At 40.9% G+C, this 13537-nt stretch carries 14 protein-coding genes and 1 riboswitch; of the genes, 9 read left to right on the plus strand and 5 right to left on the minus strand.

Annotation, left to right across the window (positions count from 1 at the left end):
* Positions 1-48 precede the first annotated feature (48 nt).
* The 4 genes from thiC to AC805_RS05835 form a co-directional block, all read right to left on the minus strand.
* Positions 49-1434, minus strand: a complete 1386-nt coding sequence (thiC, locus tag AC805_RS05820) for a phosphomethylpyrimidine synthase ThiC (RefSeq protein ID WP_055074540.1) — start codon at positions 1432-1434, stop codon at positions 49-51.
* 7 nt (positions 1435-1441) lie between these two features.
* Positions 1442-1538: riboswitch (TPP riboswitch) on the minus strand.
* Between the two features lie 283 nt (positions 1539-1821).
* Complete coding sequence (locus AC805_RS05825) at positions 1822-2397, minus strand: Uma2 family endonuclease (RefSeq protein WP_055074541.1); 576 nt, start codon at positions 2395-2397, stop codon at positions 1822-1824.
* Between the two features lie 6 nt (positions 2398-2403).
* On the minus strand, positions 2404-2898 hold the full coding sequence (locus AC805_RS05830; protein WP_055074542.1) for a hypothetical protein: 495 nt from the start codon (positions 2896-2898) through the stop codon (positions 2404-2406).
* A 62-nt stretch (positions 2899-2960) separates the two neighbouring features.
* Complete coding sequence (locus AC805_RS05835) at positions 2961-3587, minus strand: Uma2 family endonuclease (protein ID WP_082429408.1); 627 nt, start codon at positions 3585-3587, stop codon at positions 2961-2963.
* 82 nt (positions 3588-3669) lie between these two features.
* Between AC805_RS05835 and cobU the strand changes: the two genes are divergently transcribed.
* From cobU to AC805_RS05865, 6 genes are all read left to right on the plus strand, one after another.
* Positions 3670-4236: a bifunctional adenosylcobinamide kinase/adenosylcobinamide-phosphate guanylyltransferase gene (cobU, locus tag AC805_RS05840; RefSeq protein ID WP_055074543.1), complete on the plus strand. Its 567-nt coding sequence runs from the start codon at positions 3670-3672 to the stop codon at positions 4234-4236.
* 91 nt (positions 4237-4327) lie between these two features.
* Positions 4328-4957 (plus strand): TetR/AcrR family transcriptional regulator, encoded by a 630-nt coding sequence (locus AC805_RS05845; protein WP_055074544.1) that lies wholly within the window; start codon positions 4328-4330, stop codon positions 4955-4957.
* Between the two features lie 42 nt (positions 4958-4999).
* Complete coding sequence (locus tag AC805_RS05850) at positions 5000-5299, plus strand: hypothetical protein (RefSeq protein ID WP_055074545.1); 300 nt, start codon at positions 5000-5002, stop codon at positions 5297-5299.
* A gap of 82 nt (positions 5300-5381) precedes the next feature.
* Positions 5382-6731: an efflux RND transporter periplasmic adaptor subunit gene (locus tag AC805_RS05855; RefSeq protein ID WP_055074546.1), complete on the plus strand. Its 1350-nt coding sequence runs from the start codon at positions 5382-5384 to the stop codon at positions 6729-6731.
* Positions 6732-6785: 54 nt separating this feature from the next.
* On the plus strand, positions 6786-8039 hold the full coding sequence (locus AC805_RS05860) for an ABC transporter permease (protein WP_156341319.1): 1254 nt from the start codon (positions 6786-6788) through the stop codon (positions 8037-8039).
* 12 nt (positions 8040-8051) lie between these two features.
* Complete coding sequence (locus tag AC805_RS05865; RefSeq protein WP_055074548.1) at positions 8052-8714, plus strand: ABC transporter ATP-binding protein; 663 nt, start codon at positions 8052-8054, stop codon at positions 8712-8714.
* A gap of 743 nt (positions 8715-9457) precedes the next feature.
* Here AC805_RS05865 and AC805_RS05875 read toward each other — a convergent pair.
* Positions 9458-10333 carry a tetratricopeptide repeat protein gene (locus AC805_RS05875; protein WP_156341320.1) on the minus strand — a complete coding sequence of 292 codons (876 nt, stop codon included), beginning with the start codon at positions 10331-10333 and terminating at the stop codon, positions 9458-9460.
* Positions 10334-11014: 681 nt separating this feature from the next.
* Here AC805_RS05875 and AC805_RS05880 point away from each other — a divergent pair.
* The 3 genes from AC805_RS05880 (at position 11015) to AC805_RS05890 (ending at position 13091) form a co-directional block, all read left to right on the plus strand.
* Positions 11015-11911, plus strand: coding sequence for a hypothetical protein (locus AC805_RS05880; protein WP_055074551.1), 897 nt, complete (start codon positions 11015-11017; stop codon positions 11909-11911).
* Between the two features lie 9 nt (positions 11912-11920).
* Entirely contained in the window at positions 11921-12550 is a 630-nt protein-coding gene (locus AC805_RS05885; RefSeq protein WP_055074552.1) for a hypothetical protein, read from the plus strand.
* A 238-nt stretch (positions 12551-12788) separates the two neighbouring features.
* Entirely contained in the window at positions 12789-13091 is a 303-nt protein-coding gene (locus tag AC805_RS05890) for a hypothetical protein (protein WP_055074553.1), read from the plus strand.
* The last annotated feature ends 446 nt before the right edge of the window (positions 13092-13537 follow it).

The following is a 13537-nucleotide window of genomic DNA, read 5'->3' on the forward strand; positions in this document are numbered from 1 at the left end:
TAGTGCACGCGCAGCGTGCGCTACAGTTTTTGGGTTTTTGTATTTAATTTAAACTGAGGTCACAGGCTCTTTTGCCAGAAACTTCTCAAGCTCGCTAATTGCCTCCGCATCAACCTTCTCTTGCATAGGACAGAATTTAGGTCCACACATTGAGCAGAATTCTGCGGTCTTATAAATATCCGCAGGTAAAGTCTCGTCATGATATTCCTTAGCGCGCTCAGGATCGAGGGACAATTCAAATTGCTTGTTCCAATCAAAGTTGTAACGAGCCGTTGAAAGTTCATCATCGCGATCGCGAGCGTTAGGACGATGGCGAGCAATATCCGCTGCATGAGCAGCAATCTTATAAGCAATCAGACCATTGCGAACATCTTCGGCATTTGGCAAGCCCAAATGCTCCTTCGGTGTGACATAGCAAAGCATGGCAGTACCATACCAACCAGCCATCGCTGCACCGATCGCGGAAGTGATGTGATCGTAGCCAGGGGCAATATCTGTGACCAGAGGACCAAGTACATAGAAAGGAGCTTCCGAGCATTCTTCCATTTGCTTGCGTACGTTGAATTCGATTTGATCCATTGGCACATGTCCAGGACCTTCAACCATAACTTGAATATCATGCTCCCAAGCGCGACGAGTTAGCTGTCCGAGGGTTTTCAACTCTGCAAGCTGGGCTGCATCAGATGCGTCATGCAAACATCCAGGACGGAGAGAATCACCTAAACTAAAGGAAACATCATGTTTCTTGAAGATTTCGATGATGTCATTAAAATGGGTATAGAGAGGATTTTGCTTGTGATGGTGCAACATCCAACGCGCCAAAATACCACCACCACGAGACACGATACCCGTGAGACGATTCTTGACCAGAGGAAGATGCTCGATCAAAATTCCTGCATGGATAGTTTGATAGTCTACGCCTTGTTCAGCGTGCTTCTCAATGATATGGAGGAAGTCATCGGCTGTGAGATTTTCCATTCTGCCATGCACGCTTTCGAGTGCTTGGTAAATGGGAACCGTACCAATGGGAACTGGCGAAGCATTAATAATTGCCGTCCGAATCACATCTAAATCGCCTCCACCTGTGGACAAGTCCATGACAGTATCTGCACCATACTTGACCGATAGATGGAGCTTGGCGACTTCTTCATCAATATTAGAGGAATTAGGCGATGCACCAATATTGGCATTCACTTTGCATCGAAAGGCAATGCCAATTCCCATGGGTTCGAGATTGGTGTGATTCTTGTTAGCGGGAATAATGGCTCGACCTCTAGCAACCTCAGCACGTACTAATTCGACGGGTAGATTTTCACGCCATGCCACATACTGCATCTCTTCAGTGATGATGCCTTGACGAGCGCAGTGCATTTGCGTACCGCGATATTCTCCGCGCCTTGTGGGTGCAGAGTTAAGCTTTAGTCCAACAGTCATGTAAATTTCCTCAAATAATGTGCTTTCCTACGCCGATGTCAATCGGTTCAGGTTCTAAGGATTTGCTCTCAGTCTGGTTTTCACAGACACTCCTAGCATCTTGAGATCATAGCACTGTAAAGCTAGTGCTTATAGGTAGAGATAGGCTGGACTATAAAAATTAATTATTGCCAGCGCATTGCGCTGACTTAACAACTGGATAAATTTTTGAAAGCGATGCTAAGCGGCACTTTCAAAAACTTATCTAAGTGCTTATGCAAAATAAATTACCAAAGCCCGTAAAGTTGTGCCCCTACGGGGCGCAACTTTACGGGTTTTGGTTTGTAATTAATTATGCTTAGCTACTTATGTTGGGTTGAATACACAAAGTGCCTCCAACCTATATGGTTAAGTGAAATCAATATTGTCGTAAAGATCGGCTATTTGGATTTGCACATCTGCAAACTTTAGAGAAATCGTCACAGTCGGCTCATCATATTCCGAGAATAGCCATTGATTGACCGCAGTTTTAACGTGATGCTCCACATGAACGCGATATTGATCGACTAATAAATATTCCTGAAAAGTATTAATAGTGCGGTAAGAGGCAAATTTTTCACTGCGATCATAGTTTTGGGTGGATTTAGATAAAACTTCCGCAATGAAGCAAGGATTGGTAATTGTATCCTTACGACCATCCTGCATTTCCAAAGGTTTAGGCGCAACCATCACATCAGGATAGATATGCATCTTGAGATCAGGAATCCAAAGTCGCTGATCCACATGAAATATCCTAAACCCCTTTGCTTTTAGTAGTGGTTTCAGCAATAGGTATAAATTGCCCGAAATGTCATTGTGGTTGGGTGTTCCACCAGTCATTGGAATAATTTCTCCATTACGGTACTCGTTGCGGATGTCTGACGCTATTTCTAGCTCTAGGTATTCGTCAACGGTATAAGTTTTCTGGGCAAGTTGAGTAACCATAATGCTTTAACGCCGATCGCGTCCTGATGAAATTTGTTGAAAGTATGGCAGTTGGGAGTTGAGACATTCTTGTAGCTCTGGGGTCACATCTGTGGCAGCAATGCCATCTTTCTCGTAGACAAAACCTTCGCGCACAGATCGCCCAACTAATTTGCCGAACGTAATTTTATTGGGGCTAGAAGCATATTGCAGAATTGCGAGATTATTCAGATTGCTTTTCTTAGGAGCCTGCAAAATATAGACTTCGTAATCCATCCCAGTCTGATATCGAGGAATTTCTAATTCTAGGGAAACAATTGTCGAGCCGTTGGGTGAAAACCCGTGATAGCAAATGCGCTCTGCCTCACCCGTAGAAGTAGCTCGTTTGACAATGCGAATATAGCGCGAGCCACCACCCCAATAAAGCCCTTCTTCGATCGCCTGAGCGCGATCGCTTACGAGTAGATTAGCACCAAGGAAACTAAGAGCGATCGCAGCTATACCATAAAAAACTTTTTTCATATTTTTGTCTTTTTTATCCTTTTTATATAAATATTTATGGGCAGTAGGATGTGCTGCTTATATTATTCAAAAATCTGGGATATTAGACAGGAAAACTCAGGTAAAAGTGGCGATGTTAGGGTATCAGTTGCAAATAAAGTCATCGTTAATTTGAGAACACCATTTTCACGTCGATAAACTTGAATTTGCTTGGTTCGCCAATCTGCAATCCAATATTCCAATACACCATGCGATGAATACAGTTTAAGTTTTACTTCGCGATCGCGCTTTTCATTGTCAGTACCCGTCGATAGCACCTCGATCACCAGATCGGGCGCACCACGAAAATGTCCCGCATCATCAATTAAAGCTGCATATTTCTCTTTACTTATCCAGATCACATCAGGGATGACATCATCATTGTCCCCAAATATTAATCCTGCCCCAATTACTGCGTATCCTAACCCCGATATTTTTGACCAAGTTTTAAGCTCATAATAAAAATTGCCACAGGTATCTTGATGCTTATTGTGAGGCGCTCTAGTCACGTAAAGTTCTCCATTAATAATTTCATAACGGTTGCCGTTGTCGGGCATCAGTTCTAAGTCAGCACTAGTCCAAAGAAGTTGCTCTTCTGGATTAGAGATTACGCCTTCTGTGACTATGGAATTATTCGTGGTTTCAGGCGTAGCAACGATCGCTTGAGTCATGATGGATCCCTACGATGAGCGATATCGTAATAGTATAAACAGTATAACAAGGGGCAATTGATGGTAACAAGGATAAATTCTGATGATTACTCTAGTGACGGGCGCAACTCGTTCAGGCAAAAGCGAATGGGCTGAGCATTTAGCAATGCGATCGCAAAAAAATGTAATTTATATTGCCACCGCCACTCGTTATCCCGATGATGCGGAATGGGAATTGAGATTGCAAAAACATAGCGATCGCCGTCCTGAGAATTGGCAAACCTTGGAAGTTCCAATTAAGTTGTCTAAAGCGATTTTAGGAATTCAAAGCGATTTCCATTATATTCTGGTAGATTCACTTGGCACTTGGTTAGCAAATCTTTTGGAAGAGGATGAAACAGCTTGGAGCAAAATAGAAATAGAACTCTTAGCCGCAATCCAAGGCTGTAAGGTCGATATCACTTTTGTCTCGGAAGAAGTGGGCTGGGGAATCGTACCAGAATACAAATTAGGAAGAATATTTCGCGATCGCCTCGGCGGTTTGAGTCGTAAAATTGGTGCGATCGCCGATCGGGTTTATCTGGTTACAGGAGGACATGCGATCGACCTCACCCAATTAGGTGAAAAAATTCCTTCGGAATCGAAACAAAATGCTAGAAGCTATGAATAATAAGCTTTAGATTAATTTGTCCTCCGTTTTTAGCAACTTGACAAGCACTTAGCCTTAGACCTATTATTAAAAAGTAAGTACTTACTTATTTATGGCTCGTCCTCCTAAAATCACCAATGAAGAAATTTTGACTGCGGCGCGAGAAATCTTTTTAAAAGAGGGTTTTAGCGCATCAACATTGGCGATCGCGGAAAAGGCGGGAATATCCGAAGCTTCTATCTTTAAGCGCTTTGCAACTAAACAAGCATTGTTTCTGGCTGCAATCGGCATTACAGAAAATCCAAAGTGGGTTAAGACCTTATCCAGTCAAACACCTACTGCGGCAATTAAGGAAGAGTTGATCGTGATATGTGAGCAAATGTTGGCATTCTATCTGGAGGTGATGCCCAGAGTATTTATGCTCATGAATCGAGGTGATATACCTCATCCACCGCCAATGCCACCTCCGCACCTAAGAGATACCTATTTACTAGCTAGCTTTTTGGATAAAGCGATCGCTTTAAAACATCTGCGATCGTGCGATACCCTGACCGTAGCTCACATGATTGTCGGTCCAATTATCAATTATATCGTATCTAGTAATATGGATCGGGAAATGCCCATTGCACTTCCATCGATGAAGCATACCTTCGTCGAGCCATCCATTTTTATTCACACCTTAATTGAGACCCTATGGAATGGGCTAGCAGCAGAACCGACTCAAAATAAGTCTTCAAAATAAGTCTTCAAAATAAGTCTTAAGTATTGCTTCTTAAGTATTGCTATGGATGAAACAACAACTATTGATGGTAGCTGGACACTTTTTTTAGGCGAACTATCGGCAACATTACTAATAGTTCAAGATGGTGACAGGATCGGTGGAACCTTCGCTAATTCTAGCGAGCATTTATCCCTTAAAGGGAATATTTCTCGCAATCTCCAAGTGAATTTTACGATTGAGTCTACCAAGAGGCAGGGTTGGGTTGGCAAGTTTGAAGGTGTCATTAATGGCAATGTCATGAATGGAACTACTAATTTACCGAAATTGGGAAATAGTCTCTGGTCGGCATCTCGACAAAGATGATGTCCTTATTAATAAGTAATTACTTACACTTCAATTCATTGAAGAATCTCTGCGTATTCCTTTTGTTTTTTGGAGGAAAATCATGTTATCCGAACCAGTTCCTACAAATGCTTCCAGCCAGAAGCCAGATAAGAAGTCTTTGCCACGAGGGAAATGGCTGAAATTTGGATTACCCACGCTTTTACTATTATTAGGAATTGGTGGAGTAGGTTGGCAATTTTTAAATTCGGCATCGGTAAATAATTCTCCAAGCGATCTTATCACTCAGTCTGTAGAACGCAAAACTCTGCCGATTACCATTACCGCCAATGGCACGATTAAGGTTGAGCGTTCGATCAATCTCAGTCCCAAATCAACGGGGACAATTAAAACTTTGCTGGTAAAAGAAGGCGATCGCGTACGTCAAGGGCAATTAATAGCTGAAATGGACGATTCGGGACTACGCGGTCAAATCATCCAAATGGAAGCACAAGTTTCACAACAGGAAGCAAATTTGCAGCGGTTGATCGCGGGTAACCGTCCTGAAGAAATTGCTAAGACTAAGGCTCAGCTAAACAGCGCTCAAGTCGAACTGCGTCAAGCGGAAGAAGATCTCCTTAGCAATCAATCTCTTTATCAATCAGGAGCAGTTTCTCGACAAACCTACCAAAAATCAGTTACATCCCGCGATACCGCTAAAGCCTCCTTGTTACAAGCACAACAATCGTTAGTATTATCTCAAGCAGGATCGCGGAGTGAAGATATTGACGAAGCCCGTGCGAAGTTAGAATCTGCAGTAGGAAGCTTACAAACTACTCGAACTTCCCTTGACGACACCAAAATAGTCGCGCCCTTTGATGGTATCGTCATCAAAAAATATGCCGATATCGGAGCATTTGTTAGTCCTTCCATGTCTGGAAGTAGCGACTCGGCATCGTCATCGTCAATTTTGACCCTTGCCAACGATCGCCTTCAAGTGGTCGTCAATATATCGGAAGCTCAAATTGCCAAAGTCAAATTAGGGCAATCTGTGAAGGTGAAAGTTGATGCCTTCCCTAACGAAGTATTTACAGGCAAAGTCGAACAAATCGCACCGCAGGCGACGGTTTCTCAAAATGTAACCAGTTTTGAGGTGCGCGTGGGGATTACTTCTACGGAAGTCGCCAAGTTGAAAGCTGGTATGAATGTTGAGGCTCAGTTTGAGGTTGGCAGTTTAAATAATGCGATATTGGTTCCCAATGCAGCCGTAGTTAAACAAGCTGATGGAACGGGAGTTTATATTTTGGGCAATAATCGCCAACCAATATTCCAAGCGATCCAAACGGGAAATACCGCAGGCAGCTTTACGGAAGTTAAATCTGGACTCCAAGGTAATGAACAAGTCCTCATCAGTCCTCCTGCTAAGAAAGAATCTAGTTCCTCAGGGGGGATTCTGCCGCCTGCCCCACGCTAAAAAGCAATTTAAATTACCGATCAACTCATTTAAAATTAGCGAGGTATGAATCCTATGACTTTACGCCCTCACAATATTTCCTATTGGGAAATTGCGGAAATGGCGATCGCCTCCCTCTGGGGTAATAAGCTCCGTAGTGGATTAACGATGTTGGGCGTGATTATCGGCATTTCCTCCGTGATTGGCATCTCTTCCATCGGGCAAGGCGTGCAAAAATCTACGGAAGAAAATATTCGGGGTTTAGGCACTGATGTTTTACAGGTCATGTCTGGAGCCGCTCAAAGTGGTGGAGTCAGAAAGGCGATGGGTTCGGTCTCGACACTTACTTGGCAGGATGCGAAAGCGATCGCAACTCAAGCACCTTCCGCAACTGTAGTTTCCGCCTATCTCCAAGGTAGTACGCAGGTTGTCTATAATGCGGAGAATACTTTAACCAACATCTATGGAACCGATTTAAGCTATCCCACCGCCAGAAATACCTTTCCGAAGGAGGGGCGATTTTTTAATGCTGAAGAATTAGATTCCGCTGCTTCAGTAGCGGTAATCGCACCGACAGTCAGGAAAAACCTATTTCCTAATAACGTCAATCCCATCGGTCAAAAAATCAGGATCCAAGGTGAGATTTATGATGTGATTGGGATAATGGAAGCCAAAGGTTCTCAAGGTCCACAAGATCGCGATGATGCGGTTTATATTCCCTTAACCTCAATGTCTGCGCGGATCATTGGCAATAATTCGCTAACGGGAGTTTCGGTGAATGGCATCTATATCAAGGGTCAGGATGAAACTAAATTAGACATCATAAAGTTTCAAGTTACCAATATTTTGCGGTTGCGCCATAACATTAATGTTCCTGACAATGATGATTTTCGGATTACCAATCAAGCCGATATTCTCAAAACCTTCAATACAATTTTGAGTCTGTTTACGCTGATGATGGTGGCGATCGCAGGAATATCGCTGATCGTCGGCGGCATCGGCATTGCCAATATCATGCTAGTTTCCGTAGTCGAGCGTACTCGCGAAATCGGTGTTCGCAAAGCTTTAGGCGCAACGGACAATGCTATCTTGAGTCAATTTCTGACTGAGTCGGTGGTTATTTCCGTGGTTGGTGGTTCGGTTGGCATTGCGATCGGGGTTGGAATTACCTTTGCGGCGGCAACTGCGTTTAAGTTCCCATTTATTATTTCTACCAGTTCGATCTTATTGGGGTTCGGTTTGTCAACTTCCGTCGGGTTAATTGCTGGAGTAATTCCCGCTAGAAATGCCGCCAGACTCGATCCAATTACCGCTTTGCGAAGTGAATAGGGAGAGTTTACGATGATTACAATGGAAAATATCACTAAAAGTTATCGACTGGCTGAAGTCGATGTACCAATTCTTAAAGGAATTAATCTACATATAAATTCGGGGGAATATGTCTCGATTATGGGCGCATCGGGATCGGGTAAATCCACATTAATGAATATCATTGGCTGCCTCGATCGCCCTACGGGGGGCGAATATTATCTCGAAGAACAAAATCTCACGACTTTAGCCAAAGACGATCTCGCCTATATTCGCAATCAACGCATTGGCTTTGTATTTCAACAGTTCAATCTCCTATCGCGAGCTACGGCTCTAGAAAATGTAATGTTGCCAATGGTCTATGCAGGAGTTTCCAAAGAAGAACGCCGATCGCGTGCTGAAGAAGCCTTAGTCAAAGTGGGTTTAGGCGATCGCCTCTCCAATCGTCCCAACCAACTCTCTGGCGGACAACAACAACGAGTGGCGATCGCCCGTGCGTTGGTCAATCAACCCGCGCTTCTTTTAGCCGATGAGCCAACGGGTGCGCTAGATTCCCAAACTTCGCAGGAAGTAATGAATTTGTTTGGCATTCTCAATACTCAAGACATCACAATTGTCATCGTCACCCATGAGCCAGATATCGCCGCCCAAACTAAGCGTAAAATTTTTGTGCAAGATGGACTAATAGTTGGCTAATAATTTTAGCTAATGAGCGCATAATTTGACATCAGTTCAAGGAAGCTTTTCTAATTTAGCAGATTGCACTTGAGCAGATTGCACTTGGCTGCCGTAGTTCTTCCATTGTTATGTTAAGAGCACAATAATTTTATAAACTTCAAGCCGTTACGAGCTTTCAATAATGAATTGTTAGATTACGCTATTTGACTTAACAGACACTCCCGCAATTTGGACATTCGCCACTTCCTTCAGGATAGAGGCTAGCGCCACATTCTCTCGGACATTCTTGAGGCTCACCTACAGGGACGTACGGTTTCCAACCCATTTTAATATAATGCGCGGATATAGCCTCTTCCCAAGTATCCGCTTTGATTCGATGCAGCAACTTTGCATTCTCTGAGAGAAGACCTTTAGCACGCTGTACACTTATACTCTCAATATTGGAAAAAGTGATACTGCAATCTGTTTCATTTTCCCAAGCCTCATATATCTTTTTCATCGCAATCTAACGGTTCAATAGATCGGCAAAAAACTTTTGCTTCAACTAAAATATCATGCTTTTATCTGCTCCAATGATGTGTTATACCCCATCACCTATCAATTTCTGAACTTTGCGATCGCTAGTAGTGAGTTCCATGCAATCACTTTTAACAATCATTTTTATTTTGTCGATTTTGTTTGACTTTTAAGTGAAGAAACTTTAAGTGAAGCAACGATCCATGAAAATCAATCTAACGATGTTGAAATGTTGAACCGAGCCGTCATTTCCAGAACTGCCACCATTTCTTTGTTAGCTTTGGATCGCATTGTTTGCAGATACTGATCGGCATCCCGTTGAGAGATACAACAGTTCCATTATTGAACTCTTGACCACACACAGAACAACGTGAAAGATCTGAAACGGTTGATGGAACTGTCTCTGCGAAGGTAGTTGAGCCACCTTGACGCAAGTGTTTGATATACTGTAGTTCATTCAATGCTACATCATTGTTCGGTTCGATCTGAAGCGAAGATTTGAAGGCAACTTCAGCTTTGTCAAGCTTACCCATTTCGATAAGCACGAATCCCCGACCACGACAAGCTACTGCAAGATCGTTCAGGCTAACATATGGGGTAATCTCAGTTATTTGATCGTACAGGACGAGGGATTCTTTCCTCCGTCCTGACTGCATTAATGCCAGCGCCATCTCGAATACAAACTTAGGATTGGTTGGTTCAAGACTTTGCCCTTTGCTGAGAAATTCAATCGCACGATCAAATTGCTTCCGTTTTACGCAGAGGAAGCCCATGTAATAATGGGCACGAGGGTATGCGTTGCCAATCCAACAGATATTTTTGTTTAGAAGACCTTGTTTTTTCTGCCAAGTGACGTAATGGATGAAATCAGTCTGATCCCAGAACTTGATTGAGATTCCTTCGTCATCTTCTTCTGAATTCGAGTATTCTAATGGTGTATTCGCGATGACTTCCAATAAAAGGGACTCTGCATTGCCGATGTTGCCACTTGCCAATGCTTCAATTGCCGCATTGACTTTATTAGCATCAATAGATTCTCGGCGAGTATTTGGCTCTGATGACATTAGCTTAGTAGAGATGTTAGTTTTAAAGCAATTGCACTTTATGTACCGCAGAGTCATACTTTAAGTCAAGTGCGATCGCCTCATTTATCCGTCTGCTAAAAGGGTTTCTGAAGGCGATCGCTATTACGATAAGTCGAGATCTCTCGGCGATCGCCAATAACTTCTCGAAACTAAACAGCCAAGTAGATTTGTTATTTCCTGATCGCCTATCAATTTTTTAATTTTGCGATGCCAATAACTTCACGGAACTCATCAACGAAGCAAATCATTTTTGAGTGCTTAATCTTGGCTAGAAACAGATAATTTTAACGGGCGTATCGGTTTGGTATAACGGTTGAATTGAGCGGCTGAAATTATCTTTCGCCTGTTACCAAAAATATCACAATTTAGTTCGCTCCAATGATTTGTTATGCTTCAGCAATCAAGAAATGTATAGTCGTTTAACTTGTTATTCAGCTATAAGAAATGAAGCTATTTATTGGTTTGGTACAAAATTCTTTGCTCAAATATTTCGCCTGTCCAAATGTATATTTTTAACTCTAATCCGCATTCCCAAGGATCATAATTTCGGCACTGGTCAGCTAAATCATGATCGACGTATTTGCGTCGTTTTTATTGGCATGAAATGGATGTTTAAGAATCCATCCCACATTAGCTGACCAGTGCCATGACCAGTACAGTTCTATTCTCGTAAAGACTGCTCAAGCTATTTATTCATCTCAGTCAATTTACTTTTATTTGTCTTCTTTGCTAACTAACCCATCTGGAGCATTACTTGGGGCTATAGTTGCTGGTTTTCAAGCTTATCTTAGTGAAGTCCAATTATTGCAAAAAGCCAAGTTGTTGACTGGTGTAGCTGCGTTTAAAGACACTAAATATTTTAGTAATGAGGCATACAGCCCAGATGGGACACCCCTTGGAAATTTTGTGGCTACAAATGCTGAATCGGTGGCTAAATATGCTCTGCCTAATATTGAAAGACTACTAGTTAGCGCAAGAAAATTTGATGTGACTGACAATGCCCAAATTGCCTACATTATGGCGACGGCAAGCCATGAAACTTGGTTTGGGATTCAGGATTTTTATGGTTCAATTAAAGATCATCCTGCATTGTACGAAAAAGGAAACGGAACTTTTAGATCAAAGGATGAGTATAACTATTTTCAGGAAGCGTATGGAACTTATCAATTTAGAGGACGTGGATATGTTCAACTGACTGGTATGGAGCAGTATCAAACAATGCAAAATAAATTTGGAAACCAATATGGAGTCAATTTATTGTCCGTTACTAATAAAAACGGTAGTGACAACCCATGGAAATGGACGTATGGTGCAGACGTAGTAGCGACAAACAGGAATCTTGCTGCTGATATTACAGTATATGGAATGCAGAAAGATTTATTTAGAGCGCCAAATCCTTCATCCATGCCATTTAATGGATATTTGAACAACACGAATGATTCAAATGCGAAAGATAATTTTACACAAGCTCGTAAGATCGTAAATTCCTATATTGATGAAAATGGCGGCATAATCAATAAAGAATTAGATATTGCCAAAAATATCGCAAGCAATGCTATTAATTACTACGATGCGTTAAACGGAAAACTGATACAGAATACTTCTAAGGTTTAAATTTGAGTAATGATAGAAATACAACAGTTAGTCTCATTATTTTTTCAATTTTTAGCTTCTATTATTATAGGAACTTCAGTGGCTAAAAATCCTGTCGGAATCAATGAAAGAATGGCTAGCGCAGACACAAAGTCTAAATATAAAGATGAGAAATTAGAATATATATATAAGAATAGAAGTAATTTTCAACTTTGCAATGAAGAGAGATATTTTTCAAAAAGTCAATCTGAGCAATATTCCCAAGTTTATCAAATCAGTGATACAAAATATATTATAAAATTTGCTTGTAATGCCATTGGTTATTATGGACGAGGGCAGAATGATGTTTATTTGCTATATTCAATAAGAGATAATGGCATAGATATTGGATATATCTATGCGCGGTCGCTTATTTATTTTAATAATGGACTTAGGATATGGTCTTATCGTCTCCCATATGGAGCAAAAAACTTTGATCCAGAGACCTTAACTTTGAGGGCTAGTGCAGTAAAAAATGGAAAAGGTCATGAGGAAGAATATGTTTTTGAAAATGATGAATTTAAGCTTACAAAGTACACTGAATTGTCTATTCGTAGGAGAATAAATACAGAAACTCAACAATATGAACTAGTACAAGAATCTGAGGATATTTATCCGTAGCGTGCCACTCTCATAAGTACGATCGCTAATCTTGTAAAGTACGTTGATAACATGTAACGCAACGGATTAGCGTTTAGTCGTGCAGAAAGCATTTGTAGCATATCAATAAAATATTGAAGCTTGTATGTTTGCCTTGCCCCCAAGACATTAAATGTGAATTACACTTCATTAATGCACTCTACACGATCATGATCGCACTGTATAGAAATCATACAATCGGTATTTAGGATTAATCAAAATGTCAAATCCAATTGTATTTGTTTACTTAATTTATACATTTTGTTTGGGACAAATTAAAGATGTCCAAGTTTTACAAAAGTATGGCTTTACTTGGCTTTCTAAGGAGAAGTTACAAACTTCTTTAACAACTCTATTAGCATTAAATCTAGAGAAATCTAGTTATAGTTTCAATGAAGATGATTTCCCCAATAAAGGGGTAATAATTGACGCAAAAATTATTCCATATATTTTTATCGCGCCAATTAATAAAATTAGAAATAATTTTGAATATACAAGTAAAGTCCCAATTATAAGGAATTAAATAATCTACCAGTATTAAACGTATTAAAGGCTTAAAGAATGTTAAACACATTGCTAATATTAAAAGTTTTTACTTCTATAGTTACTTGTTTATCTATTCAACATATTCCTAGCTTAAATTTTATATCTAATTCAATATCTAATAATTCGACTGATACTGATAGAACATCAAAAAGGGTTGGCAAAGATATAAGTAAAGTAAATTTTAACGATGAGAAGTTAGTTTATATTTACGAGAATAGACATCGCCTGCATGTTTGTGAAGAAGATAGTAAGGCAGGGCAACCGCATAAAAAATCAAAGGGAAAGGAGATGGTTTAGATAAGCCAGATCCCAAGCCGCCTTATTACGTTTCGCCCGCATACTGAACTTAGAAGACTTATCGCGACTTAAGAGATTAAGAGCAAAGTGTCGCAAGACAGCCATATTTTCAGGAGAATGATCTTT

The organism is Pseudanabaena sp. 'Roaring Creek' (assembly GCF_001402795.1).
Classification (GTDB): domain Bacteria; phylum Cyanobacteriota; class Cyanobacteriia; order Pseudanabaenales; family Pseudanabaenaceae; genus Pseudanabaena.

Excerpts from the sequence above, each read along its gene's own strand:
- thiC (WP_055074540.1), bottom strand. The coding sequence starts at position 1,434 with ATGACTGTTGGACTAAAGCTTAACTCTGCACCCACAAGGCGCGGAGAA.
- AC805_RS05825 (WP_055074541.1), bottom strand. The coding sequence starts at position 2,397 with ATGGTTACTCAACTTGCCCAGAAAACTTATACCGTTGACGAATACCTA.
- AC805_RS05830 (WP_055074542.1), bottom strand. The coding sequence starts at position 2,898 with ATGAAAAAAGTTTTTTATGGTATAGCTGCGATCGCTCTTAGTTTCCTT.
- AC805_RS05835 (WP_082429408.1), bottom strand. The coding sequence starts at position 3,587 with ATGACTCAAGCGATCGTTGCTACGCCTGAAACCACGAATAATTCCATA.
- cobU (WP_055074543.1), top strand. The coding sequence starts at position 3,670 with ATGATTACTCTAGTGACGGGCGCAACTCGTTCAGGCAAAAGCGAATGG.
- AC805_RS05845 (WP_055074544.1), top strand. The coding sequence starts at position 4,328 with ATGGCTCGTCCTCCTAAAATCACCAATGAAGAAATTTTGACTGCGGCG.
- AC805_RS05850 (WP_055074545.1), top strand. The coding sequence starts at position 5,000 with ATGGATGAAACAACAACTATTGATGGTAGCTGGACACTTTTTTTAGGC.
- AC805_RS05855 (WP_055074546.1), top strand. The coding sequence starts at position 5,382 with ATGTTATCCGAACCAGTTCCTACAAATGCTTCCAGCCAGAAGCCAGAT.
- AC805_RS05860 (WP_156341319.1), top strand. The coding sequence starts at position 6,786 with ATGACTTTACGCCCTCACAATATTTCCTATTGGGAAATTGCGGAAATG.
- AC805_RS05865 (WP_055074548.1), top strand. The coding sequence starts at position 8,052 with ATGATTACAATGGAAAATATCACTAAAAGTTATCGACTGGCTGAAGTC.
- AC805_RS05875 (WP_156341320.1), bottom strand. The coding sequence starts at position 10,333 with ATGACTCTGCGGTACATAAAGTGCAATTGCTTTAAAACTAACATCTCT.
- AC805_RS05885 (WP_055074552.1), top strand. The coding sequence starts at position 11,921 with ATGATAGAAATACAACAGTTAGTCTCATTATTTTTTCAATTTTTAGCT.
- AC805_RS05890 (WP_055074553.1), top strand. The coding sequence starts at position 12,789 with ATGTCAAATCCAATTGTATTTGTTTACTTAATTTATACATTTTGTTTG.